This window comes from Saccharothrix deserti (assembly GCF_009769385.1).
Lineage (GTDB): Bacteria > Actinomycetota > Actinomycetes > Mycobacteriales > Pseudonocardiaceae > Actinosynnema > Actinosynnema deserti.
Genome location: NZ_ML775964.1, coordinates 111,322 through 134,116 on the forward strand (window position 1 = coordinate 111,322; position 22,795 = coordinate 134,116).

The window sequence follows — 22,795 nt, forward strand, 5'->3', positions numbered from 1 at the left end:
CTGGTGGCTCTGAGCGCGCTGGCCGCGTGCAGCGCGGGTCCGTCGACCCGTCCGGTGATCGCCGTGCACGGTGACGGCGAGGAGCCGTCGACCGCCACCGTCCCGGCCGGTCCCCGCGAGGTGCCGCCGCTGGCGAACTACGAGTCGCCCGGCCTGTCCTGGTCGACGTGCACCGACTCCACCAGGGCACGGATGGGTGACACGGTTCCGGCCGGCGGCTGGGACTACGAGTGCGCGCGGCTGACCGTGCGGCTGGACCTGCCGAGCCGTCCCGGCCGGGGCAGCCTGGGCATGTCGCTGCTGCGCGTCGGCACCGGCGGCAGCCCGCTGGTGGTGGTCGGCGAAGCGGGTGGCGAGCCGGGCACGCTGAAGGCGGCACGGCTGGCCGCGAGCCTCCCGCCGCAGGTGCTGAGCACGTTCACGCTGATCGGCGTCGACCGGCGGGGCACCGGCAAGTCGGACGGCGTGCAGTGCGTGCCGGACGCGGCGCGGGTGGGGATCGTGGAGGCCGATCCGGGCGAGGAGTCGCACGAGGAGTTGGCGGATGCCTACACGCTGGCCAGCCGGGAGTGCGTGCTCGACCTGGAGAACCGGCTGCCCGCGGTGGACTCGTGGCGTGCGGCGGCGGACCTCGAGCAGCTGCGCGAGGAGCTGGGCGTGCCGCACCTGAACGCCATCGGCATCGGTGACGGTTCGAAGGTGCTGACGGTGTACGCCAGCCGTTACCCGGACCGGATCGGGCGGATGGTGTTCGACGGCGCGCCGGACCCGACGCTGGACGTGCCGGGCGTGGCGGAGACGCGCGCGGTGGCGGCGGAGGAGACGTTCTCGGAGTTCCAGAAGGACTGCGTGATCCGGGGCTGCCCGCTGGGCGCGGCGGCGACGGACCGGTTCAAGGCGTTGCTGGGGTCGTTGCGGGACCGGCCGTTGCGCGGCGGTGACTTCGACCTGACGCCGGGCACGGCGACGGTGGCGGTGCTGGCGGGTCTGGCGGACCGGTCGCGGTGGCCTGCCCTGGCCGACGCCCTGGTGGCCGCGGAGGCCGGCGACGAGACCAAGCTGAGCGCGTTCGTCGAGCCGCTCCTGGTCGGTCGGGACGAGGACGACCCGCCGTGGCTGGACGCGGAGATCATCACCAGCTGCAACGACACCACGACCCGGATCCCGCCCGAGCGGGTGGCCGGGATGGCCGCGGACTGGCGGACCAAGCACCCGCTGTTCGGCGCCTACTTCGCCCGCGAGCTGCTGGCCTGCGGTCCGTTCCCGGTGCCGCAGCCCGCGAAGGTGCCGAGGCTGGTCGGCGCGCCCCCGATCCTGGTCCTCACCACGGCCGCCGACCCGGTGACGCCGCAGGCGGGCAGTGAACGGGCGGCGCAGGCGTTGCCGGCCGGCATCGTGATCGGCTGGCAGGGCGCCGGGCACGGCGCGCTCGGGCAGTCGGCGTGCGCGACGGCGGCGTCCCAGGAGTTCCTGGTCAACGCGAAGGTGCCGACCAGCGGCACCGTCTGCCCGCCCTGAGCCTGACCCTGCCCCTGACCCGCGAGCACACCGCGGCCCCGGCGCGCTGGGGCGCGGCCGGGGCCGGGAACTTCCCGTTCACGACATAACAGTCACGGCCTAACAGCTGGAGCAACACCCGCAGCCGGGGCCGGTGCAGCCGTTGCAGCAACCGCAGCCGTCGAGCTGGACCTGCTCCGCCGTCGTGCTCTCTACCACCATCGTTGACTCCCCTGGATCGAGCGGACCTCCTGGCGACCGAAGGTAGGTCCGAAGGTATTTCGACCTCACCGTCCAGCCCTACCGCCGGCCAGGGGAAGTCCCCTCACCCGATCGCGGAACGCCAATCATCAATACGTTGCAATACGTGTTCGCATTCCGTCAGCCGGTCAGGTCGTCCAACGCCCGCTGCGCCGCCTCCAGCTCCGCCCGCAGCTGCTCCACGCGGGCGAGATGACGTTCCCGCGCCGCGCTGAGCACGCTCTCCACCGCCTCGTCGACCTCCGCGGGCAGCAGTTTCGCCGCCTGCGACACCGCCGACGCGGCCACCGGCGCGGCCTTCAACGTGCGCTTCGAACCCCACTGCACGTCGACCGTCCACTCGCCGTCGGCGGTCGACACCAGCGTCACCGTCACCTCGGCCGGCTTCGCCTGCTTGCGCGCCGGGGGCTTGCGCTCGGCGGGCTTGCGCTCGGCGGCCGGAGGTGCGGGCGCGGGAGCGGGCTTCGGGGGCGGCGGCGCGGGCGTGTAGATGTGCTCGACCGGCGCGGGCGCCTCGGGTTCGGCCGCCTTCGCCGCGACGGGCGCGGGCGCACGTCTGCGCGGAGCTGGTTTCTCCACCGTCAGCTCGGCCGGGGAGAACGACAGCTCGTCCTTCTCCCCCGTCGGCCGCACCTGGATGTAGTCGCCCTCGGCGGGTTCGGTGAACGCCACCACCTTCGCCGACCGCCCGGCCTCCACCCCGACCGCGGCGGAGGTGAACCAGACCGCGGGCGGGCGGCCGGCGGCCAGTTCCGCGCGCAAGTGGTCGATGTCCTGGGGGGACAACGAGCTCTGCTTCGCCTTCGCCATCGGTACCTCCACGACTTGCACAAGACCTGTCGGGTGCAGCTTGCCCTACCGCACCGACAGTTTTGAATTGCCGCTGCTCCGCAGACGGCGACCTCGCACGGGGGCGGGTTTCTTGCTTACAGGCGTGGTACAGCAGTTCGTGGTGGCGCGGTGGGCTGGTCAGGAACCGAACGTGATCCAGTTGACGTTGACGAAGTTCGCGGGCTGGCCGCTGGTGAAGGTGACGTACACGTCGTGCTTGCCGGTGAGGCCGCTGATGTTGGCGGGCACGGTGCGCCAGCTCTGCCAGCCGCCGGTGTCGGCGACGGCGAAGCTGCCGACCGGCGTGGCCGTGGGGCTGCCGATCCGGACCTCCACCAGACCGCTGACACCGCCGGCCGCGCCACTGGCGACGCGGGCGACGAACTGCCGCCCGGTGCGGGTGCCGAAGTCGACGCCCCGGTAGAGCGCCCAGTCGCCATTGGCGACGGCGGCGATGTTCTGGCCGCCACCGGTGTCCGTGGTGGTCTCCTTGACCAGGCCGTTGTGCTGGTCGTAGGACTCGGCCTGGATGGTGCCGAAGGCGTCACGGCTGGGCGGCGGGGCCGTCGTGGTCGTCGTCGTGGTGGACGTGGTCGTAGTAGTAGTGGGGTTCACACCACCCGATCCGGAGTCCACGCCGCTGCCCGCCGGCCCGCGCCACGCGGTGGACGACGCCGGCACGGACAGGGTCTGCCCGTCGGAGAACGTCACGGTGGTCGCCGCCGTGCCGGGGTTGTAGGCCACGTACGTGCGGGCGCCGTTCTTGCTCAGCACGGCGTGCGTCGGCACGTTCGCCGTGACGGAAAGATCGGGTGTGCCGTAGGTGTCGAGCGACGTGACCCAGTGGTAGGCGTGTGCCCGTGAGTCGCCGTCCTCCGGGGTCAGGCCGCCGCCGTAGTTGGCCAGTGCCTGCGCCGGGTCGGCGATCGCCAGGAACTGGGTGATGACGTCCTTCCACTCGACCTCGGTGCCGCCGTTGTTGGCGCGCAGTTCGTTGACGTTGGCGATGATGTCGGCCTTGTAGTCCGCGTGGTACAGCGAGCCGCCGGTGATCGGCAGCATGTTGATGCCGTGGATCTCCTCCGGGTTCGCCGTCCACCACGTGCTGTAGCTGCCGCCCGCGCCCCACACGATGCCGAGCGTGTCGTGGCCGAAGGACGACGGGAACACCGCGTTGTCCTTGTCGAACCAGTACTGGCCGATCGTGGTCTCCTGCGTGGTGTGCAGGTAGATGCCCGCGTCGCGCAGCGCGGTGTCCCCGGTGGCCTGGCCGAACAGCACCGCGGCGGTGGCGAACATCATCGCCTCGGACGACGACTCCTCGTTGTTGCCGTGCGCGAACCCGGCGTGGCCGGACGCCCAGCCGTGCCCCGCGTACGCGTCGAAGTTGCGCAGGAACGGGAAGCGCGTCTCCGCGCGGTCGTAGTTGTTCGCGTCCTTGACCAGCAGCTTGACCATGCCGCCGTAACGGGAGTCGGACGCCCACGCCGGGTCGTGCTGCGCGAGCACGGCGGCGGCGAGCACGTAGTAGCCGTAGTGGAAGTGGTGGTCGTTCAGCTCGGCGTCGCTGCCGAAGCCCGCGCGGTAGCCGATCAGCGTGCCCCACGTCGCGTCGTAGGCGAAGTGCTTGTCGGCCTCGCCGGGCGTCGCGGTGAGCCAGTCGGTGAGCCGGTCGCGGACCAGCGCCAGCAGCCGGTCGCGGCCCGCCGTGTACCCGATCTGGTTCGCCACCCGCGCGAGTGCCGCCAGGCGCCACAGGGCCTTGCCGGTCCAGTAGGTGTCGGCCGCGCCCTTCCACGGGTCGGCGGCGTTCAGCTCCTGGTCGATCTCGGCCCGCAGCCGGTTCCGGTCGGCTGCCGAGGACAGGGGAAGCGCCGGCAGGACGCCGTTGAACGTGCTGCGGGTCGTGAACGACGAGCCCTCGCGCAACCGCATCTCACCGCGCGGCGAGGTGTAGCGGTGGGCGGTGACGCTGTCGGCGGAGTTGAGCCACTGGTGCCGGTAGAGGGCCTGCAGGGTGCCCGTCTGGGTGCCCTGGCGGGCCGTGGTCGCGGCCGTGTAGGTGGCGCTGAGCTGGGCGTTCGCCGAGTCGTACGTCCAGTTGACCTTGGTATCGGTGACGAAGGAGAACGCGTAGCGCTGGAACAGGGGCAGCGCGTCGCGGTTCGGCAGCACGGCCACCGAGAAGAAGCCGGCCGACGCCGTGGCCTCGGCGGCGCCGACGACCGACCAGGCGCTCGGCGCGAACAACGCGTAGTCGCGGCCGTTGACCGTGACGCCGAGCGTGGTGCCGGTGTTGCTCCAGATCGTGGTGGCGCCGTTGAACCCGACCCTGGCCGCGCCGCCGGTCGCCTCCGCGTACACGTACGGCGAGCCGTGGCCGATGGTGGTGCGCAGGGTGCGCGCGCCGTCGGTCCACAGTGGAGTGACGGTCCAGTCGGACCAGCCGTCGACCTCGGTGCGCGGCGCGTTGAGGCCGCTGACGCCGACGAACAGGTCGTCCTGGTGCATGAACTCGTAGAACCTGCCGTCGGAGGTGACGTTCGGGCTGGTCGGGTAGCCGACACCCAGGCCTTGCGCCGCCGCGTGGAAGGTCAGCGGGTGGGCGTACATGTTCTCGGAGTAGGGGTTGCCCGCGTAGCGCTGGAAGGCCAGTGACGACCACCAGTCGTTGGTCGGGACCGGGCGGCCGGCCATCCGGGCGGTGACCTTCGGCGTCACGGCCGCGCCGTCCGAGTTCGACGGGCCGACCGCGCCCGCCGGGCGGGTGGTGGCGTAGCTGCCCGCGCCGACCGTCACGGCGCCGGCCGTTCCGGGCAGGGCGAGGGGGATCGCGGCAGCCGCGGCCACGGCGACCGCAGCGGCCGCCAGGTGGGGGCGGATTGAACGCACGGGGACCTCCAGCAGGGGACTCACAGCACTGTGAGAGCGCTCTCACGCATCGCAAACGGTAAACCCGTGGTTGCTGTCTGTCTACGGCCGACCGTTCTGACCCTGTCAAGAGCCGGGGGGCGCCTGGCGCTATTCCTCGACCCGGAGGCGGTACTCGCAGCCGTACTCGACGGCGTACTGGAGGTCGTAGTGGTGCACGATCTTGGGACCGCCGTGCAGGTGAACGTGGGTGACGGTCTGCTTCGGCGACTCGGGCGGCTTGGCGTGCGAGTCGACCCGGCCGTCCAGAGGGCCGCCGACGAACCGCACCACATACGCATGCGTCATCGACTTGCCTCCCTCTCTTCGGCGTTGCCGTCCATCGTACGAGAGGACCAGTCGGATCGCGGCTGAACCGAGGCCGGAAACAGCCGGTTGGCGCAAAGTCAGTGCCCGAACCAGCGGTCCGCCAACTCGTCCAGGGTCTTGGCCCGGGTCGGCACCTCGCGCAGGTACCAGGGCAGGTTCGAGTAGACGTGCAGCAGCGTGTAGGCGAGCACCTTGCGCGGGTCGACCGTGCGGCCGTACCCGTCGTGCAACGCCCGGTTGGCCTTCCGGTCACCGCGAGTGAGGAAGACGCCGGTGGCGACGAACTCGTACTCGCGGGCGGCGCGCATGGCGGGCTCGAAGTCGAACAGGCCGCTGAGCCGTCCGTCGGCGATGAGCAGGTGGGCGCTCATCACCTCGGTGTGCGCCAGCACCAACTCGGGTCGCCCCAGGTCCACACCGTCCAGGAAGTCGGGGATCTGCTCCAACCACTCCGCCCCGAGCTCCCGCCTCCGCTGCCGTTCGACGCACCCGTCCCGCTGGACCCGCACGAACTCGGCCCAGTCGCCCGGCTCCAACTCCGGCGGCGTGACGTCGTGCAGCGCGGCCAACGCCTCACCGACCTGCCGTGACACGTCCTGCCGCGCGTCCTCGTCCAGTCGCGGCCACACGTCCTTCAGGCTCTCGCCGTGCAGGCGTTCCATGAGGACATAACCCCACCCACCGAACTCACCGGCCGCGTACAACCCGGGCGTCGGCACCGGCAACCGCCCCCGCACGGCTTCCAACACGTCCCGCTCGATCGCCACCTCGTCCAGGTGGACGGTGGGGAACAACTTGAGCACATGCCCATCCCCCACCGCGTAAACCGGCAACGACCCGTCCACGAACCGCTCGACGTCACCGGACACCCCGAGGTGGGCGCACAACGCCCCCACACCGGGCCGCAACGCCTCGTCGTCGAGCGCGTCGAACTGCTCTTCGGTAACCGCCGCCGGGAAGCTCACGCGCGGGACGCTAGATCGCCTCCCCGATCCGGCGCGAGCGAATATCGGGTCAGTCGGCCTTCTTACGCGACGGCTGCACCCGCATCGGCTCGCCGGGCATCTTGGGGTAGTCCGGCGGGTACGGCATTTCGCCTCGGTCGTCGGCCTCGTACCACTCCAGCAGGGTCTCGATGCCGAACGCCTCGTCGTCCAGGCCCGCATGCGGATCGCCGTTGTCCGCCAAGTACTTCGGCACGGTGAACACGTCGAACTCGTCCGGGTCCACAGTGGACAGGCGCTCCCACGTCACCGGAGTCGACACGGTGGCGCGCGGGGTGCCGCGGACGGACCAGGCGGACGCGATGGTGCGGTCCCGGGCGGCCTGGTTGAAGTCCAGGAACACGCGTTCGCCGCGTTCCTCCTTCCACCACGACGTGGTCGCCTTGTCCGGCGCCCGCCGCTCCACCTCGCGCGCCAGCGCGATCACGGCGTGCCGCACGTCCACGAAATCCCACTCCGGCCGGATGCGCACGGCCACGTGGACGCCCCGACCGCCGGACGTCTTGGGGTACCCGGTGAACCCCAGCTCGTCCAGCACCTCCCGCAGCACCATCGCGACCTCGACCGCGTCCCGGAAGTCCGTGCCCGGCTGCGGGTCGAGGTCGACGCGCAGCTCGTCCGGTCGATCGGTGTCCGACCGCCGCACGGGCCACGGGTGGAAGTCGAACGTCCCCAGGTTCGCCGCCCACGCCAGCACCGCGGGCTCGGTCGGGCACACCTCGTCCGCCGGCCGCCCGGACGGGAACTTGACGCGCGCCGTCTCGACCCACTCGGGCGCCCCCTTGGGCAGCCGCTTCTGGTAGAACGCCTCCCCGGTCACCCCGTCGACGAACCGCTTCAACGTGGTCGGCCGGTCGCGCAGCACGCGCAGCAGCGGTTCGGCGACAGCCAGGTAGTACTCGACCACCTGCAGCTTGCTGATCCCGCGCTCGGGGAAGTAGACCTTGCCCGGGTTCGACACCCGCACCACGCGTTCGCCGACGTTCAGTTCCACAGCCTGGGCCACGTGGGCGAGCCTAACCAACGAACCACCGACTCACCCAGGCACTCGCGCCGCCAGCCCGGTGACGAACGCGTTCAGCGCCAACTCGAAGCTGTCGTGGTCCAGTTCCCGCGCCACGGACGTCAGCAGGTGGGCCTTGTCCAGGTTCGGGTACCGGTCCCGGTAGAACGCCTGGTCCTCGGAGAACCCGCTGGAGAACGACGTGAGCGCGGCGCCGAACACCAGGTACAGCAACGACGCCGCGATCATGGTCGCCTCCCGCCGCGACCACCCCGCCGACACCAGCCCGCCGTGCACCACGTCCAGCCGGCGCAGCGACGCCTCGCGGTGCGCCGGCCCGTACGCCAGGAACGGCACGATGTTGGGGTGCTCGGCCAGCGCCGCCCGGTAGGAACGGGCGCAGCTGAGCAGGCCCTGCCGCCAGTCGCCGCTCTCGAACCCGGACACGTCGACCTTCTCCAGGATCCCGGCCGCCACCTCGTGCAGCAGATCGTCCTTCGTGCTCACGTGCCCGTACAGCGACGCGGCCTGAACACCCAGCTCGGCGGCGAGTTTGCGCATCGACAGGCCGTCGAGCCCGTCCCGGTCGATGATGTGGAGTGCGGCGGTCCGGATGCGCGAGGCACTCAGGATGGGGTTCCTCGGCATGTCCGCTCCCCTTGCCTGTGGTCGTCTCCGCGCCTAGGTTAGATAACCTAACACCGTTCGGTTAGGAGGCCACCCGGTGGATCTGCGCATCTCCGACGAACACAGGCAGCTCAAGGAGCTCGCCCACCGGTTCACCGAGGAGCGGATCGTCCCGCACGCCACGCGCTGGGACCGGGACGAGGCCATCGACCGCGAGCTGGTGCCCGCCCTCGGCGAGGTCGGCTTCCTCGGCCTGGGCATCGACGAGGAGCACGGCGGCTCCGGCGGCGACAACCTGGCCTACTGCCTGGTGTTGGAGGAGATCGCCCGAGGCGACTCGGCGGTGCGCGGCATCATCTCCGTCTCCCTCGGCCTGGTCGCCAAGACCATCTTCAAACACGGCACCGACCAGCAGAAACAACGCTGGCTGCCCGGCCTGTGCGCGGGCCGTCGACTGGGCTGCTTCGGCCTGACCGAACCCGGCACCGGCTCCGACGCCGCGTCCCTGGCCACCAAAGCCGTCCGCGACGGCGACGACTGGCTGATCACCGGCCGGAAGGTGTTCATCACCAACGGGACGTGGGCCGACGTGGCGTTGGTCTTCGCCCGCACCGGCGGCCCCGGCCCGAAGGGCATCACCGCGTTCCTCGTGCCGACCGACTCGCCCGGCTTCCGGGCCACCGAGATCCACGGCAAGCTCGGCATGCGCGGCCAGGCCACCGCCGAACTCACCCTCGACCAGGTCCGGGTCCCCGACGAGAACCGCCTCGGCGACGAGGGCGCGGGCTTCAAGCTGGCCATGGCGTCCCTCGACCGTGGCCGGATGTCCGTCGCCGCAGGCTGCGTCGGCGCCGCGCGCGGTGCACTGGAGGCGAGCCTCGAGTACGCCAAGGAACGCGAGCAGTTCGGCAAGCCCATCGCGGGCTTCCAGCTCGTGCAGGAACTCCTGGCCGACATGGCGGTGGAAACCGACGCCGCCCGGCTGCTCACGTGGCGGTGCGCGGACCTCGCCGACCGGGGCGAACCCTTCGGCACGGAGGCGTCCATGGCGAAGCTCTACGCCAGCGAAGCCGCCGTCCGGGTGGCGAACAACGCCATCCAGGTCTTCGGCGGGTACGGCTACATCGACGAGTACCCGGTGGGCAAGTACCTGCGCGACACGAGGGTCACGACCCTCTACGAGGGCACCAGCCAGATCCAGAAATTGCTCATCGGCCGGGCGCTGACCGGCATCAACGCGTTCGCATAGAGGAGGACTGCATGGACTTCACGCTCGACGAGGAGCAGAAGGAGATCCGCGACTGGGTGCGGACCTTCGTGCGCAAGGAGGTGGCGCCGCTGGAACCGGAGGTGCTGCGCCGCGAGCGCTTGGGACAGCCCGGTCTGACCCGTGACGAGCTGAAGGAACTCCAGGACAAGGCCAAGGCGGCGGGCTTCTTCGGCGTGCTCACGCCCCAGGAGTACGGCGGCATGGGCCTCGGCGCGCTGATGACGGCGCTCCTGGAGGCCGAACTGGGCCGCACGTTCGTCCCGTTCCGCTTCGGCGGCTACGCGGACAACATCCTGTTCCACGCCAACGAGGAGCAGAAGCAGCGCTACCTGCTGCCCACCATCTCCGGTGAGCGCGTGTCGTGCTTCGCGATCACCGAGCCCGGCGCGGGCTCGGACGCGAAGGCCATCCGCACCTCCGCCCGCAAGGAGGGCGGCGAGTGGGTGATCAACGGCGAGAAGACGTTCATCACCCAGGGCAACGAAGCCGACTTCGTGATGGTGTTCGCGGTGACCGACCGCGAGAAGGGCGCGGACGGCGGCGTCACGTGCTTCCTGGTCGACCGGGACATGGGCTGGAAGTCCGAGCCGATCCCGACCATGGGCCAGTGGGGTCCGGCCGCGCTCGTGTTCGACAACGTCCGCGTGCCCGAGGAGAACGTGCTGGGCGAGGTCGGTCGCGGTTTCCACCTGGCCATGCAGTGGATCGGCCAGGGCCGCTACCTGCTGCCCGCACGTGCGCTGGGCACGTGCGAACGGCTGGTGGAGATGGCCATCGAGCAGGCCAAGAACCGGGTGACGTTCGGTCAGCCCATCGCCGAGTACCAGGCCATCCAGTGGATGATCGCCGACTCGGCGGTGGAGATCGAGGCGCTGCGGTGGCTCGTGCTGCACGCCGCGTGGCTGGTCGACCAGAAGGCCGACTCGCGGCAGGCGCAGAGCATGGCCAAGCTCTACGGCGGCATCAAGGCCAACGAGATCGTCGACCGGGTCCTCCAGATCCACGGCGGCATGGGCTACACGCGTGAACTGCCGATCGAGCGCTGGTACCGGGAACTGCGGCTGCTGCGCATCTACGAGGGCACGGACGAGATCCAGCGCCGCACCATCGCCCGCAACCTGCTCAAGGGCCACGCGAAGGTGACCGGGACACTCGGCTGAGGGTAGGGCTGCCCCCACCCGCCCTCCGGGAGCGCACACCAGGGACTGACCGCGACCGTCCGAGCACGATGAGTGCATGCGATCACGACCCGCGCTCTTCGAGTCCGACCTGACGCGTCGCCGCATCACGACCCCGGCAGGCACGTTCGACGCCATCGCGACCGGTCCCGCGGCCGGTCGCAAGGTGCTGCTCCTGCACGGTGTGCCGGAGTGCGGGATCGAGTGGTCACACCAGCTGCGGGCGTTGGCCGCCCACGGGTACCGCGCGGTCGCACCGGACCTGCGCGGCTACTCGCCGGGCGTGCGACCGAAGCCGGTGGCCGCCTACGGCCTGGACCACGCGGTGCGGGACGTGGTCGAGATCGCGGACGCGCTGGGGTGGACGAGGTTCGACCTGGTCGGGCACGACTGGGGCGCGATCACGGCGTGGATCACGGCGTCGAGGTTCCCGCTGCGCGTGCGCACGCTGACGGCCGTGTCCGCACCCCACCCGGGCGCCCTGGCCGAGGCCTTGCGCACCGACCCGGACCAGCGGCGCAGGTGGTCGCACCTGGACCACCTGCGCGACCCCGGCGAGGCGGAACGCGTCCTGCTGGCCGACAACGCCGCGTGGCTGCGCGACGGCTGGCCGTCCGCGATCCCGCCGGAACGCGTGGCGCAGTACGTGCGGAAGCTGACCGAACCGGGCGCGTTGACGGCAGCCCTGAACTGGTACCGCGCCAACGACTTCACCGACGCCTACCAGCCGGTTCCCGTGCCCACCCGCTACCTGTGGGGTGAGGACGACAAGGTCGTCTCCCCCGACACGGCCCGGAACACAGCGCAGTGGACAACCGGCCCGTACCGGTTCGACGTGGTGCCCGAGGCAGGCCACTTCGTGCCCGAGGAGGCAGCCGAGGAGACAACCCTCCACCTCCTCGACCACCTGGCCACGTACTGACCCGCGGTACCCGGCCGGTCAGCCGAGGCTGGTGAGCATCTGGGCGCAGACGCGGGCCAGGTGCTTGCGCATCACGTCCGAAGCACGGGACGGATCGCCGGCGGCGATGGCCGTGACCAGGGCGTCGTGGTCGTCCAACGACGCCTGCTGGTGCGGCGGGTCGTCCCGCAGCCCGCTGCGCAGCAACACCACCCGCTGCTGCACCAACCGCACCTGCTCCGCGATCCGGGGACTCCGCGCCGCGTCCAGCAACGACTGGTGGAACGCCAGGTCCAACCGGTACGGGAAGCGTTCACCCGCCGAGTACGCCCGCCGCGACTCCTCGCACACCGCGCGCAGCCGCACCACGTCCGCGTCGGTCCGCCGGGAGGCCGCCAGTTCCGCCGCCGCGCATTCCAGTGCCGCCCGCAGCTCGAACAGGGCCTGCACGTCGGCAGCGTCGGCCGTCGGGACCGAGGCGCCCCGGTGCGGCGCGAGCACCAGCAGCCCTTCGGACGCCAGGTGCCGGATCGCCTCGCGCAGCGGCCCGCGCGAAATGCCCAGCCGCTGGGCCAGCTCGACCTCGTTCACCCGCGCCCCGGGCGGGATCTCGCCGGTCAGCACCAGCTCGCGGAGCACGTCCACGGTCTGACCGGCCAAGCTCATGTGCAGGGGAGGTGTCACGAACGTCTCCTAGCGCCGAACGACGACACGATGTTAACTGTCGACAGTTGACAGCGCTGCAGGGAGGGACGCATGGCACACGAACTGGTCGCGGAGGTCTGGCGAGGCGGGTTCCTGGAGTCCGTGCACCACGGCTCGGTGATCGCCCTGGACCGGACGGGACGGGAAGTGCTCACCGTCGGCCGGCCGCACGACATCACCTACCCGCGCTCGTCCAACAAGCCGATCCAGGCGCTGGCCATGCTCCGCCACGGCCTCGACCTCCAGGACGAGCTGCTGGCCCTGGCCTGCGCCAGCCACTCCGGCGAGGACTTCCACATCGACGGCGTCCACCGCATCCTCCGCGCACACGGCCTGGCCGAGGACGCCCTCCAGTGCACCCCCGACCTGCCGATCGGCGAGGACGCCCTCAAAGCCCACCTCGCGGCAGGCCGCACCAAGGCCCCCGAGTACATGAACTGCTCGGGCAAGCACGCCGCCATGCTCGCGACCTGCGTCGTCAACGGCTGGTCGACCCACGACTACCTCGACCCGGCCCACCCCCTCCAGAACGCCATCCGCGACACCCTGGAGGAACTGGCCGGCGAGCGCATCGGCGCGGAGGGCGTCGACGGCTGCGGCGCGCCGTTGTTCGGCATCAGCCTGAAGGGCCTGGCCAGGGCGTTCAGCACGCTGGCACGTGCCGCGGACGGCCCGGAGCGGCGGATCGCCCAGGCGATGAACCGCCACCCCGAGTGGGTCGGCGGCACGAACCGCGACGTCACGAAGCTGATGCGGGCGATCCCCGGCGCGGTGGCCAAGGACGGCGCGGAGGGCGTCTACGCGATCGGCCTGCCGACCGGTGAAGCCGTGGCGTGCAAGATCGCCGACGGCTCCAGCCGCGCGCGGGCCGTGGTGCTGGTGGCCGCGTTGCGCAGGCTCGGCGTCGGCGCGCCGGACGAGCTGGCCACGTTCCCCGTGCTCGGCCACGGTCGGGCGGTGGGCGCCATCAAGCCGTCCCCAGTCCTGGTGGGTTGAGTCTGCCATCCGGTTGAACCGCCCATTACGCTGAAGCCATGGCCAGCGCCAGAGCCGACGACGCACCGGACGAACGCCCGCAGGGCGGCATCGACGACGAGCTGATCGGCCTCGACCCCGACGACCCCGAGACCAGGGCGTTCGCCGAGCACCTCGACCGGATGCAGCGGCAGCCCCCCGGTTTCACGGTCGAGGGCTCGCTGGCGGGCGTCGAGCAGTTCGCGGACTCGGCGAACCGCGCGGGCGGTCTGCGCCGGCTCACCGCGGTCGTGGTGGTGAGCCTGATCCTGCTGGGTGTGGCGGTCAGCATCTGGTACTACCTGGGCGATCTGGTGTCCGTCTTCTTCGACTGACCTTCTTCGGCCGCCCCCGCCTTCTTCGACCGACGGCCTGCCGACGCGTTCGACTAACGTGGAGGTATGGAACCTGTCGTCGGCGCCACCCCGAAGGTGGTCCACTCCGAGCTCGAGTGGCGGGAGATCCTGACCCCCAAGGAGTACGCGGTGCTGCGGGACGCCGGCACCGAGCCCGCCTGGGTCGGCGAGTACACCGACACGAAGACCGAGGGTGTCTACGAGTGTCGCGCCTGCGGGGCCGAGCTGTTCCGCAGCGACACCAAGTTCGACTCGCACTGCGGCTGGCCGTCGTTCTTCTCGCCGCTGGCCGGGGACACGGTCATCCTGCGCGAGGACCGCACCCACGGCATGGTCCGCACGGAAGTGTTGTGCGCCACATGCCACAGCCACCTCGGGCACGTTTTCGAGGGTGAGGGCTATGACACCCCGACGGACCAGCGCTACTGCATCAACTCGGTGAGTTTGCGTCTGGTCGAAAACCCTTCCGGTCAAGCAGACTGAACGCGCTACTCCGAATGATGACGGTATCCACACCAGGAGGAATCATGCGCATCTTCAAGGGCACTGACGGCGAAGGCTCCGGCGGCGTGGACGGCGCGTCGTCCTCCTGATGTCCTGGTGACATCACCCGGTCGGAACCCTAAGGCTTGCTAAAGCCCTCTTGCTGGGGTGTGGCCTGAAGCACACGATTGCCTCCTCAGCTGGTGGACCTGGTTCCACCGAGGCCCACAGGGGGTGGACCGTGGAGCGACCGTGGGGGCTTTCAGGCCCGGAATTCCTTGAGTTGTACTGGATCGCGTTGGCCGTGTCGCTGGCGTTCGCGATCCTGGTTCGAGTGCGCCTGCGGGGGACGCGGGGAGGCGCCCCCGCGGGTGCGCTCGACTTGACCTTGCTGGACATCGCCTACCTGACCGGCGGACCACGACGGGTGGTCGAGACGTCCGTGGCCGGTCTCATCTCGTCCGGCGCGTTGGTGCCGGCCCGCAACGGGGCCGTGCGGATCGTCGGATCGCCGGTGGCCGACCACCCGGTCGACCAGGCCGTGCTCGCCGACGTGAACCGTTACCGCTACCGGACGTCGACGCTGCTCATCACCTCGGTGTCGGAGCAGGACGCGCCGCGGGCGATCGGACGTCGACTGTCCGAAATGGACTACCTGGTCACGCCGGAGCGGGCGAAGTCGCGGTTGCGGGTGGGCGTCGTGCCGATGGCGCTGCTGCTCGCCGTCGGGCTCCTGCGTTGGGTGAACGGGCTGGCGATCGGCGCGCCCGTGGGGTGGTTGACGCTCCAGCTCGTGCTGACCGGCGTGCTGATCGTGCTGCTGTTGAAGGCGAATCCGTTGACGCGCACCGCGAAGGGCCGTAAGGCGGTGGCGAAAGCTCGCGCAGGCGAGTTCACCGGGGGGGTGGGGAGGGACCAGCTCGGCGAACGACGCCGAGCTGGTTGCTCTCAACGGCTTCAGCGCGCACCCGAACGTCGTGCTGCGCGCCGCGGTGCGCCCGCAGACGCGTCGTGCGAACTCCGGTGGCTCGCACTCGGCCGGGGCGTTCATCGCCACGAGCGGGGGCGGCGGCAGCAGTTGCGGCAGCAGCGGTGGGAGCAGCAGCGGCGGCGGCGGTGGCGGTGGGGGCTGCGGCGGTGGCGGCGGGAGCTGATCGGCTCCTTCCGGCCTTTCCCGATCGCGGCGGCGTCCGGGCTGATGGCTCCTAGGGTGACGCCATGACGTTCCTGTGGTGGTACGGCCCGGCGCTCGTCGCGGCGGTGGTGGTCGGTCTGCGGCTCAAGCGGGTCGCCGGCGCCGTGCCCGATCGGCCCCTGACGTTCGAGGAGATCGGTTACCTCGGCGGCGGGCCGGTGCGGGCGGTCGAGGTGGCCGTGGCGGGGTTGGTGGCCGAGAACCGGGCGCGGGTGTCCGGTTCGACGGTCGCGGCGGTGCCCGGTGAGGAGCAGCCGGTGACCGCGTTGCAGGCGGTCGTGCTGGCCCGGCTCGACCGGCCTCGGGATCTGGACGAACTCGTGGTCGGCGCGGCGACCAGCGGTCCGGCCCGGCGGATCGGGCAACGCCTGGTCGCGGGTGGTCTGCTGGTGGCGCCGCGCCGGCGGCTGGTGCGGGCGGTGCTCGCGCTCGTGCCGCTGGTGTTGCTCGCGGTGTTGGCGGTGTTCGCGGGTCCTGGCGGGTGGGAGACGGTCACCGCGCTGTCCGTCACCGGTGGGCTCGCGGTTCTGCTGCTGTTGGGTCCGCCGCCCGTCCTGACCAGGAGGGGTGCGCGGGCGTACGAGGAGGCCACGGCGGGCCTCGCCCCGGTCGACCCGGCCGAGGTGACCGCCCGTTACGGCCTGACGCGCACCGCCGTCCCGCCCGTGCCGTTCAGGGGGTCGGCACGGGCGGAGACGGCGGTGTTCGACGGCGAACGGGCGGAACCGATCGCACCTGCGGAAACGTCACAGGGACCGCTCCCCCGGCGCAGGCGTGCCGTGGTGGTCGAACCGCAGCGCTGGCAGCGCCGCAACGGGTGGCTGGTGGCCGGCGGGTGGTTCGCGGGTGGGTGGTTGGCCAGCCAATATCTGGTGGGCGACGGGTTGGAGGGCGATGACGGTGGCGAATTCCTGGACGCCGGCTTCGGTGGGTTCGACGCCTGAGCCCTGGCACGCCGGGCACGGGCAGGCAGGGCTGGGCCAACACGGCTTGGGCCGGCACGGCTCGGGGCAGAACGGCTCGGGGCAGAACGCGCTCGGCCAGAACGCGCTGGAGCCGGAGGAGCAGGCCTTCCTGGCCGGCGGTCCGGGCCGGGCGGCCGAGGTCGCGGTGGTGGCGCTGCTCGATGCGGGCGCGCTGCGGATCTCGCGTGAGGGCCTGGTCAGCGGCGTGCAGGGGCACGGCCGCGCGCGGACCCCGCTCCAGGCCTGCGTGCTCCGCTCGGTGCCGCGTTCGCTGGGCGACCTCATCAGCGTGACGGCGGACAGCGCCGAGGCGCAGGCGCTGCGGCAGCACCTGATCTCCCGGGGCTTGGTGGTCTCGCCCGGTCGACGGCGGGCGGTGCGGCGGGCACGGCAGCTGGTGGTGGCCGCGGCCGTGGGCGCGGTGTTCGCGAAGATCGCGCTGGACCTGCCGTTCGCGGTGGCCGGCGGTGCGGTGGTGGGTGCGCTGCTGGTGTCGCTCGTGCTCGGACGGGCGAGGCGTCCGCTGACCGGCGCCGGACGTCTCGCGGTGCGGCGGCTGCGGCAGGCCACGGTGTCGTCGGATCGGCTCGTGCTGGTGGCGGCCTACGGGCTGCTGGGCCGGGTCGAGCGTCGCTACGTGTGGTCTGTGCTGGGCATCGAGCCGTCCGCCGCGGCGACCTTGCGGCGGCGGACGAGTGGGAGCGGGCCGGACTCCGGCGGATGCGGCGGTTGCTCCACCAGCAGCTCGGGGAGTGACAGCGGCAGCTCGGACAGCGGCGGCTCGTCGTGCGGCGGGGGCGGTTGCGGTGGCGGCGGTGGGGGTGACTGAACCGAGGCCGGACGATCAGCGCGGTAGCGGTGGGAAAGGCGGGTGGCTCGTGGAGAAGCTGGGTGTCGGTATCGGGTGGCGGCCGGAGATCGATCTCACCGTCGAGCAGTTGCCCGGCGTCGATTTCGTCGAAGTCGTCGCGGAGAACCTGCACGTCTCGCACCTGCCGGAATCCGTTCTGCTGCTCCGGGAACGCGGCGTACCCGTGCTGCCGCACGCCGTCTCGCTGTCGTTGGGCGGCGCGGAACCCGTAGACGCGCAAAGGGTCGCGCACCTGGCGGCCCTCGCCGAAGCACTCGACGCCCCGCTGGTCAGCGATCACGTCTGCTTCGTGCGCGCGGGCGGCTTGGACTCCGGGCACCTCATGCCGCTCCCCCGGACCCGCGACGCGCTGGACGTCCTCGTCGCCAACGTCAAGGCCGCCCGACAAGACCTGCCGGTGCCTCTCGCGCTGGAGAACGTCGCCGCGCTGCTGGAGTGGCCGGACGGCGAGCTGACCGAGGGCCAGTTCCTCGCCGAACTGGTCGACCGCACCGACTGCCACCTCCTGATCGACGTCGCCAACCTCTACGCCAACGCCCGCAACCTCGGCACCGACGTGTCCCGCTTCCTGGACGAGATCCCCTTGGAACGCCTCGCCTACGTCCACGTAGCGGGCGGCGAGGAGCACCAGGGCGTCTACCACGACACGCACGCCCACGCCGTCATCCCCGAAGTGCTGGACGTCCTCGCGCAGCTCCGCGCCCGCGTCGACCCGCCCGGCGTGCTGCTGGAACGCGACGACGACTACCCGGCCGACGCGGAACTGGCCGGGGAACTGGCCGCGATCCGGGCGGTGCTGGGGTGACGCAGCCTCAGCGCGACCGGTTGGGCGCGGCTCAAGCCGAGCTGCTGCGGGCGCTGCTCGCCGACGGCGAAGTCCCCGCCGGGTTCGACGAGGAGCGGGTGCGTATTGAGAAACGCGCGCTGCTCAACAAACGGCGCGGAATCGTGGAGATGCTGCGCCCGGACGTGGCCGCCGAGTTGGGCGAGCGGTTCCGGCCGTTGTTCGACGCCTACGCGCGTGCCCACCCCAAAGAGGTCGGCACGCGGTTCCGCGAGGACGCCGCCCGGTTCGCCGAGTGGGCCGTCGCCCGGGGCGAGTCGACCGCACCGAAGAAGCGTTGGTGGCGACGCGCAACCTGATCATGGTCCGGTTCCGTCAGAGGGACATGTGGAAACGGATCTGGGGCCTGGGCGTGCTGTTATTGGCGACGGCGTGCGGCTCGACGAACGCGGGCGACGGTGTGCCCTGCACGGCGATCGGCACACCCGTGGGTGTGAGCGTGGACGTCACACACCCCGAAGTTGTTTCGGGGACGATCGAGGTTTGCTGGGACACGTCCTGTGCTACCCCCGCCTTGGAGCTGCACCCGTCGAGCAAGGTCGCCTCGACCACCTGCACCGGCACCGACCCGGACGACTCGTGCGGCGCGCGCACCGAGCCGACCGAAGGGATGACCGGGTTCGCGAACCTCCCGGAGCTGCCCGCCAGGCCCGTCACGGCGACCGTGCGCCTGCTAGACCAATCCGGATCTGTGCTGGTCGACCGCCAGATCGCGGTGAGCCCCGAAATGGTCTACCCCAACGGTCCGGACTGCCCAGCGGGTGGGCCGCAGGCAGGTATCTCAGTTGGTTCCGACGGCTCAGTGACCGAACGCTAGGTAACCGCTCACTCGGCTGAATTGGTCAAGAAACTACCGACCAATCAGCGGCTGTCGGTCCTCCACCAAACCTCTAGCGTCGGTGAGGTCAAGGGCAACGTCGCTCCCGGTAAATCCGCCGCGACCGCGGGTAGCTACGCCCTTCCGGCCGCGTCCCGCCATGCGCGGCACCTCACCGGGAGGTTCGAGAGTTGAAGAGCAAACGTTGGCGTGGCATGACGTGGGGGGCCGTGCTGATCGCGGCCGGCCTCACCGCGAGCAGTCCAGGGGTGTCGGGGGCGGAGGACGGCCCGCCGTCGACCGGGGGCGAGCACCACGAGGTCACCCTGATCACCGGCGACAAGGTGGTGCTCCTCGGCGACGAGGTGAACGCGTTGATCGCCGCGCCGGGGCGGGAACGCACGGTGTTCCACAGCTACCGGCGCGACGGTCACCTGCACGTCGTGCCGCGCGACGCGGCGAAAGCGGTTTCCCAGGGCCGGCTCGACCCGAGGCTGTTCGACGTCACCGGCTTGATCGAGTCCGGCTACGACGACGCCGGGCGCGACAACCTGCCCCTGATCGTGACCGGTGACGAGGAGCCGGCAGCCGCCGGTCTGCGCGTCGGTCATCCCCTGCCCGCGGTCGGTTCGTACGCCGCGCAGGTGGTCAAGTCCGAGGCGGCGGACACCTGGCGCACGCTCGTGTCGAGGGCGAGCGTGCGCAAGGTGTGGCTGGACGGGTTGCGCCGGCCGAGCCTGGACAGGTCCACCGCGCAGATCGGCGCGCCGGCCGCGTGGCAGGCCGGGCACACCGGCAAGGGCGTGAAGGTGGCCGTGCTGGACACCGGTGTCGACCAGGGCCACCCGGACCTGGCGGGCCACGAGGTCGCGGAGAAGAACTTCACCGACGACCCGGACAACGGCGACGGCGTCGGCCACGGCACGCACGTCGCCGCGACCATCGCGAGCTCCGGCACGAAGTACAAGGGTGTCGCGCCGGACGCGGACCTGTTGGACGGCAAGGTGTGCGTCGCGGCGGGCTGCCAGGAGTCGGCGATCGTGGCGGGTATGCAGTGGGCCGCCGAGCAGGGCGCGGACGTCATCAACCTGAGCCTGGGCGGTGGTGACACGGCCGAGATCGACCCGCTGGAAGAAGCGGTCAACACGCTGTCCGCGCGGACCGGTGCGCTGTTCGTGATCGCGGCGGGCAACAACTCGCGCCCGGAGACGATCAGCTCGCCCGGTAGCGCCGACGCCGCGCTGACCGTGGGCGCGGTGGACCGGCAGGACGGCATCGCGCCGTTCTCCAGCCGGGGCCCGCGCGTGGGTGACGGTGCGGTCAAGCCGGACATCACCGCGCCGGGCGTGGACATCGTGGCCGCGAAGTCGAGCCGCGGCACCGTCGGCACGCCGGTCGGTGACGGCCACGTGGCCATGTCCGGCACGTCGATGGCGACCCCGCACGTGGCGGGCGCGGCGGCCGTGATCGCGCAGCAGCACCCGGACTGGTCGGGCGCGCAGATCAAGGCGGCGCTGGTGGCGTCGGCGAAGAACAACCCGGCGCTGACCGCGTTCGACCAGGGCGCGGGCCGGGTGGACCTGGCCAAGGCGATCACCACCACGGTCACCGCCGCCCCGCCGAGCCTGGCGCTGGGTCTGCAGAGGTGGCCGCACGACGACGACACCCCGATCACCAAGACCGTCACCTACCGCAACGACGGCACCGCGCCGATCACGCTGACGTTGACCGCCGACGTGAAGGGTCCCGACGGCGGGTCGGCGCCGGCGGGCCTGATCGGTGTGTCCCCGGCGAAGGTGACCGTCCCGGCGGGCGGTGAGGCGGCGGCCGCGGTCACCGCCGACACCAGGTTCGGCTCGGCGGACGGCCTGTACGTCGGTTCGGTGGTGGCGACTGGCGGTCCGACGCCGCTGCGCACCGCGCTCAGCGTCAACCGGGAGGTGGAGAGCTACGACGTGGCGTTCAGCTTCCTGGACGGCTCGGGCGCGCCCGCGACCGACTACTACACGTCGATCATCGGGATGAGCAACAGCACGTTCGTCTTCCCCTACGACGCGGAGGGCTCGTTCACGCTGCGGCTGCCCAAGGGCGAGTACTTCACCAGTTCCGACGTGCAGACCGACGACACGCGGCTGGCGCTGCTGCCCCGGCCGGGTCTGAGCGTCACGGCGGACACCACGGTGGTGTTCGACGCCCGCACGGCCAAGCCGTTGAAGATCACCGCGCCGGAAGCGGCGGCCGAGGAGGCGCTGGGCGACGTCACGGTGGTGCGCAGCCACGGTGACCGGCAGGCCAGCGTGAGCACCGCGTTCCTCGGCGGGTTCGGCCCGAACGTGTCCATCGCGCACGTGGGTCCGGAACTGGCCGCGGGCGACGTGACCGCGTTGCTCGGCGCGCAGTTCCGGGGCGCACCGGACGGCGACAAGCCGGTGACCTACCGGTTCGCCTGGTCGCAGCAGGGCAGTCTGCCCACCGGGTTCGTGCGGGAGCCTGCCGCGGCCGATCTGGCCGAGGTACGCACGACGTTCGGCCCCGGACCGGCGGGCCGCAAGTTCGGCCACGGCGGCAACCCGATCACCGCGGGCGGTGTCGGCGGCTGGGCGTGGCTGCCGGACGTGGCGTCGCCGGGTGAGGCGATCAACCGGGTCACCACGGATCTGGCGTGGTCTTGGGGTTTCCTGCAGTTCGGCGCGGACGGCTCCGTCGAGACGACGCTGACCTCGCCGGAGCGCACCTACCAGCGGGGCGGGAAGCACGACGAGCGGTTCAACGACCCGGTGTTCTCCCCCGCGCTGCCCGAGTCGCGGTCGCCGTACCTGGCGCGCAACGGTGACGACATCAGCTTCGCGCTGCCGCTGTTCACCGACCGGGCGGGCAACGGCGGCAACTCGGCGGTCTCCTCGGCCCGGACCACGTTGCTGCGCAACGGGACGAAGGTCGGCGAGACGACGTACGCGGCCAACGGGCTGTTCGAGGTGCCCGCGGGCGCGGCGGCGTACCGGGTGGAGACCGACGCGGTGCGGGCGACGGGCACGTCGGAGTTCGCCACGAAGGTGAGCGCCGCGTGGACGTTCCGCTCCGACACGGCGTCCGGCGACGAGTACGTGCCGCTGCCGTTGTCGGTGGTCCGGTTCACGCCGGAGTTGGACGCGGCCGGTTCGGCCCCGAAGGGCCAGGCGCTGCGCGTGCCGCTGACCGTGCAGCAGCAGGAAGGCGCGCCGAACGGCCGGGTGGACCGGATCGACGTCGAGGTGTCGTTCGACGACGGCACGACGTGGACGCCGGTGCCGGTGGCCGCCGGTGTGGCCACGATCGCCAACCCGAACGCGGCCGGGTACGGCTCGGTGCGGGTGAAGGCGACCGACAGCAACGGCAACGCGTTGGAGCACACCGTGATCCGTGCCTACAAGGTCGCCTGACGTTCACGAATTCGCCTGATCCGAAGAGGGGCGCCCGTGCGGAACGGGTGCCCCTCTTCGCCGTTTTCAAGATCGTCCGACCCGTCGGCGAGCAACGCCGGTTGCGCTACCCGGCCGCCCGCACGCACCACGTTGGGCCGCTGAATCCGCTCCCGGACGTGGATAGCGTCCAGGTGTCGGGGGGCTCGTCATTCAGGGCGGCATCGTTTCAGGTACACCTCAACCGCACCACGCCTCCCGGCGGCGCGTTCCACAGCGCGCACAACCAGATTCGGGAGGTATCTGCGTTGAATCCGAGATCACGGAGGCGTGGA

21 protein-coding genes are annotated in these 22,795 nt (G+C 71.3%); 14 read left to right on the forward strand and 7 right to left on the reverse strand.

Features of this window, described 5'->3' with window-relative positions; all coding sequences use genetic code 11:
* Positions 1-3 precede the first annotated feature (3 nt).
* Entirely contained in the window at positions 4-1,518 is a 1,515-nt protein-coding gene (locus FM051_RS10435) for an alpha/beta hydrolase (RefSeq protein ID WP_238412284.1), read from the forward strand.
* Positions 1,519-1,878: 360 nt separating this feature from the next.
* On the opposite strand, the gene FM051_RS10440 is transcribed toward FM051_RS10435, so the two are convergent.
* The 6 genes from FM051_RS10440 to FM051_RS10465 all read right to left on the reverse strand — a co-directional run bounded on the left by FM051_RS10440 (position 1,879) and on the right by FM051_RS10465 (position 8,484).
* The gene (locus FM051_RS10440; RefSeq protein WP_158842729.1) at positions 1,879-2,568 is read right to left on the reverse strand and encodes a DUF6319 family protein; all 690 of its coding nucleotides are present in this window, start codon (positions 2,566-2,568) and stop codon (positions 1,879-1,881) included.
* Between the two features lie 159 nt (positions 2,569-2,727).
* Positions 2,728-5,481, reverse strand: a complete 2,754-nt coding sequence (locus FM051_RS51630) for a glycosyl hydrolase (RefSeq protein WP_158842730.1) — start codon at positions 5,479-5,481, stop codon at positions 2,728-2,730.
* 129 nt (positions 5,482-5,610) lie between these two features.
* On the reverse strand, positions 5,611-5,808 hold the full coding sequence (locus tag FM051_RS10450) for a hypothetical protein (protein ID WP_158842731.1): 198 nt from the start codon (positions 5,806-5,808) through the stop codon (positions 5,611-5,613).
* Positions 5,809-5,906: 98 nt separating this feature from the next.
* Positions 5,907-6,794: an aminoglycoside phosphotransferase family protein gene (locus FM051_RS10455; RefSeq protein ID WP_158842732.1), complete on the reverse strand. Its 888-nt coding sequence runs from the start codon at positions 6,792-6,794 to the stop codon at positions 5,907-5,909.
* A gap of 49 nt (positions 6,795-6,843) precedes the next feature.
* Positions 6,844-7,839 carry a non-homologous end-joining DNA ligase gene (gene ligD / locus FM051_RS10460; RefSeq protein WP_158842733.1) on the reverse strand — a complete coding sequence of 332 codons (996 nt, stop codon included), beginning with the start codon at positions 7,837-7,839 and terminating at the stop codon, positions 6,844-6,846.
* Positions 7,840-7,869: 30 nt separating this feature from the next.
* Positions 7,870-8,484 carry a TetR/AcrR family transcriptional regulator gene (locus tag FM051_RS10465; RefSeq protein WP_158842734.1) on the reverse strand — a complete coding sequence of 205 codons (615 nt, stop codon included), beginning with the start codon at positions 8,482-8,484 and terminating at the stop codon, positions 7,870-7,872.
* A gap of 76 nt (positions 8,485-8,560) precedes the next feature.
* Here FM051_RS10465 and FM051_RS10470 point away from each other — a divergent pair, with 76 nt between their 5' ends.
* The 3 genes from FM051_RS10470 (at position 8,561) to FM051_RS10480 (ending at position 11,833) form a co-directional block, all read left to right on the forward strand.
* A complete protein-coding gene (locus tag FM051_RS10470) occupies positions 8,561-9,712 on the forward strand; it encodes an acyl-CoA dehydrogenase family protein (RefSeq protein WP_158842735.1) in 1,152 nt (383 codons plus the stop codon).
* An 11-nt stretch (positions 9,713-9,723) separates the two neighbouring features.
* A complete protein-coding gene (locus FM051_RS10475; protein WP_158842736.1) occupies positions 9,724-10,893 on the forward strand; it encodes an acyl-CoA dehydrogenase family protein in 1,170 nt (389 codons plus the stop codon).
* Between the two features lie 76 nt (positions 10,894-10,969).
* Positions 10,970-11,833 carry an alpha/beta fold hydrolase gene (locus FM051_RS10480; protein ID WP_158842737.1) on the forward strand — a complete coding sequence of 288 codons (864 nt, stop codon included), beginning with the start codon at positions 10,970-10,972 and terminating at the stop codon, positions 11,831-11,833.
* Between the two features lie 18 nt (positions 11,834-11,851).
* Here FM051_RS10480 and FM051_RS10485 read toward each other — a convergent pair whose 3' ends face one another.
* Positions 11,852-12,496, reverse strand: a complete 645-nt coding sequence (locus FM051_RS10485) for a GntR family transcriptional regulator (RefSeq protein ID WP_158842738.1) — start codon at positions 12,494-12,496, stop codon at positions 11,852-11,854.
* Positions 12,497-12,568: 72 nt separating this feature from the next.
* Between FM051_RS10485 and FM051_RS10490 the strand changes: the two genes are divergently transcribed.
* The 10 genes from FM051_RS10490 (at position 12,569) to FM051_RS10535 (ending at position 22,481) form a co-directional block, all read left to right on the forward strand.
* On the forward strand, positions 12,569-13,513 hold the full coding sequence (locus FM051_RS10490; protein WP_158842739.1) for an asparaginase: 945 nt from the start codon (positions 12,569-12,571) through the stop codon (positions 13,511-13,513).
* 38 nt (positions 13,514-13,551) lie between these two features.
* Positions 13,552-13,866 (forward strand): hypothetical protein, encoded by a 315-nt coding sequence (locus FM051_RS10495; RefSeq protein WP_158842740.1) that lies wholly within the window; start codon positions 13,552-13,554, stop codon positions 13,864-13,866.
* A gap of 66 nt (positions 13,867-13,932) precedes the next feature.
* Entirely contained in the window at positions 13,933-14,370 is a 438-nt protein-coding gene (gene msrB / locus FM051_RS10500; protein WP_158842741.1) for a peptide-methionine (R)-S-oxide reductase MsrB, read from the forward strand.
* Between the two features lie 241 nt (positions 14,371-14,611).
* Entirely contained in the window at positions 14,612-15,592 is a 981-nt protein-coding gene (locus FM051_RS10505) for a TIGR04222 domain-containing membrane protein (protein WP_158842742.1), read from the forward strand.
* On the forward strand, positions 15,589-16,509 hold the full coding sequence (locus FM051_RS10510) for a TIGR04222 domain-containing membrane protein (protein ID WP_158842743.1): 921 nt from the start codon (positions 15,589-15,591) through the stop codon (positions 16,507-16,509). Before FM051_RS10505 ends, FM051_RS10510 begins: the two co-directional genes overlap by 4 nt.
* Positions 16,493-17,359, forward strand: a complete 867-nt coding sequence (locus FM051_RS10515; protein WP_158842744.1) for a TIGR04222 domain-containing membrane protein — start codon at positions 16,493-16,495, stop codon at positions 17,357-17,359. The genes FM051_RS10510 and FM051_RS10515 overlap by 17 nt, the downstream gene beginning before the upstream one ends.
* A gap of 49 nt (positions 17,360-17,408) precedes the next feature.
* Positions 17,409-18,206 carry an MbnB/TglH/ChrH family RiPP precursor modification enzyme gene (locus tag FM051_RS10520; RefSeq protein WP_158842745.1) on the forward strand — a complete coding sequence of 266 codons (798 nt, stop codon included), beginning with the start codon at positions 17,409-17,411 and terminating at the stop codon, positions 18,204-18,206.
* Entirely contained in the window at positions 18,203-18,544 is a 342-nt protein-coding gene (locus FM051_RS10525) for an SCO6045 C-terminal-like domain-containing protein (protein ID WP_158842746.1), read from the forward strand. Before FM051_RS10520 ends, FM051_RS10525 begins: the two co-directional genes overlap by 4 nt.
* Complete coding sequence (locus FM051_RS10530; RefSeq protein WP_158842747.1) at positions 18,526-19,062, forward strand: hypothetical protein; 537 nt, start codon at positions 18,526-18,528, stop codon at positions 19,060-19,062. The genes FM051_RS10525 and FM051_RS10530 overlap by 19 nt, the downstream gene beginning before the upstream one ends.
* A 215-nt stretch (positions 19,063-19,277) precedes the next feature.
* Positions 19,278-22,481, forward strand: coding sequence for a S8 family serine peptidase (locus tag FM051_RS10535; protein ID WP_158842748.1), 3,204 nt, complete (start codon positions 19,278-19,280; stop codon positions 22,479-22,481).
* The last annotated feature ends 314 nt before the right edge of the window (positions 22,482-22,795 follow it).

Bases quoted from the DNA above. Each gene is read 5' to 3' on its own strand.
- FM051_RS10440 (WP_158842729.1), bottom strand. From the start codon at position 2,568: ATGGCGAAGGCGAAGCAGAGCTCGTTGTCCCCCCAGGACATCGACCAC.
- FM051_RS10450 (WP_158842731.1), bottom strand. From the start codon at position 5,808: ATGACGCATGCGTATGTGGTGCGGTTCGTCGGCGGCCCTCTGGACGGC.
- FM051_RS10465 (WP_158842734.1), bottom strand. From the start codon at position 8,484: ATGCCGAGGAACCCCATCCTGAGTGCCTCGCGCATCCGGACCGCCGCA.
- FM051_RS10475 (WP_158842736.1), top strand. From the start codon at position 9,724: ATGGACTTCACGCTCGACGAGGAGCAGAAGGAGATCCGCGACTGGGTG.
- FM051_RS10480 (WP_158842737.1), top strand. From the start codon at position 10,970: ATGCGATCACGACCCGCGCTCTTCGAGTCCGACCTGACGCGTCGCCGC.
- FM051_RS10490 (WP_158842739.1), top strand. From the start codon at position 12,569: ATGGCACACGAACTGGTCGCGGAGGTCTGGCGAGGCGGGTTCCTGGAG.
- FM051_RS10495 (WP_158842740.1), top strand. From the start codon at position 13,552: ATGGCCAGCGCCAGAGCCGACGACGCACCGGACGAACGCCCGCAGGGC.
- msrB (WP_158842741.1), top strand. From the start codon at position 13,933: ATGGAACCTGTCGTCGGCGCCACCCCGAAGGTGGTCCACTCCGAGCTC.
- FM051_RS10510 (WP_158842743.1), top strand. From the start codon at position 15,589: ATGACGTTCCTGTGGTGGTACGGCCCGGCGCTCGTCGCGGCGGTGGTG.
- FM051_RS10535 (WP_158842748.1), top strand. From the start codon at position 19,278: ATGACGTGGGGGGCCGTGCTGATCGCGGCCGGCCTCACCGCGAGCAGT.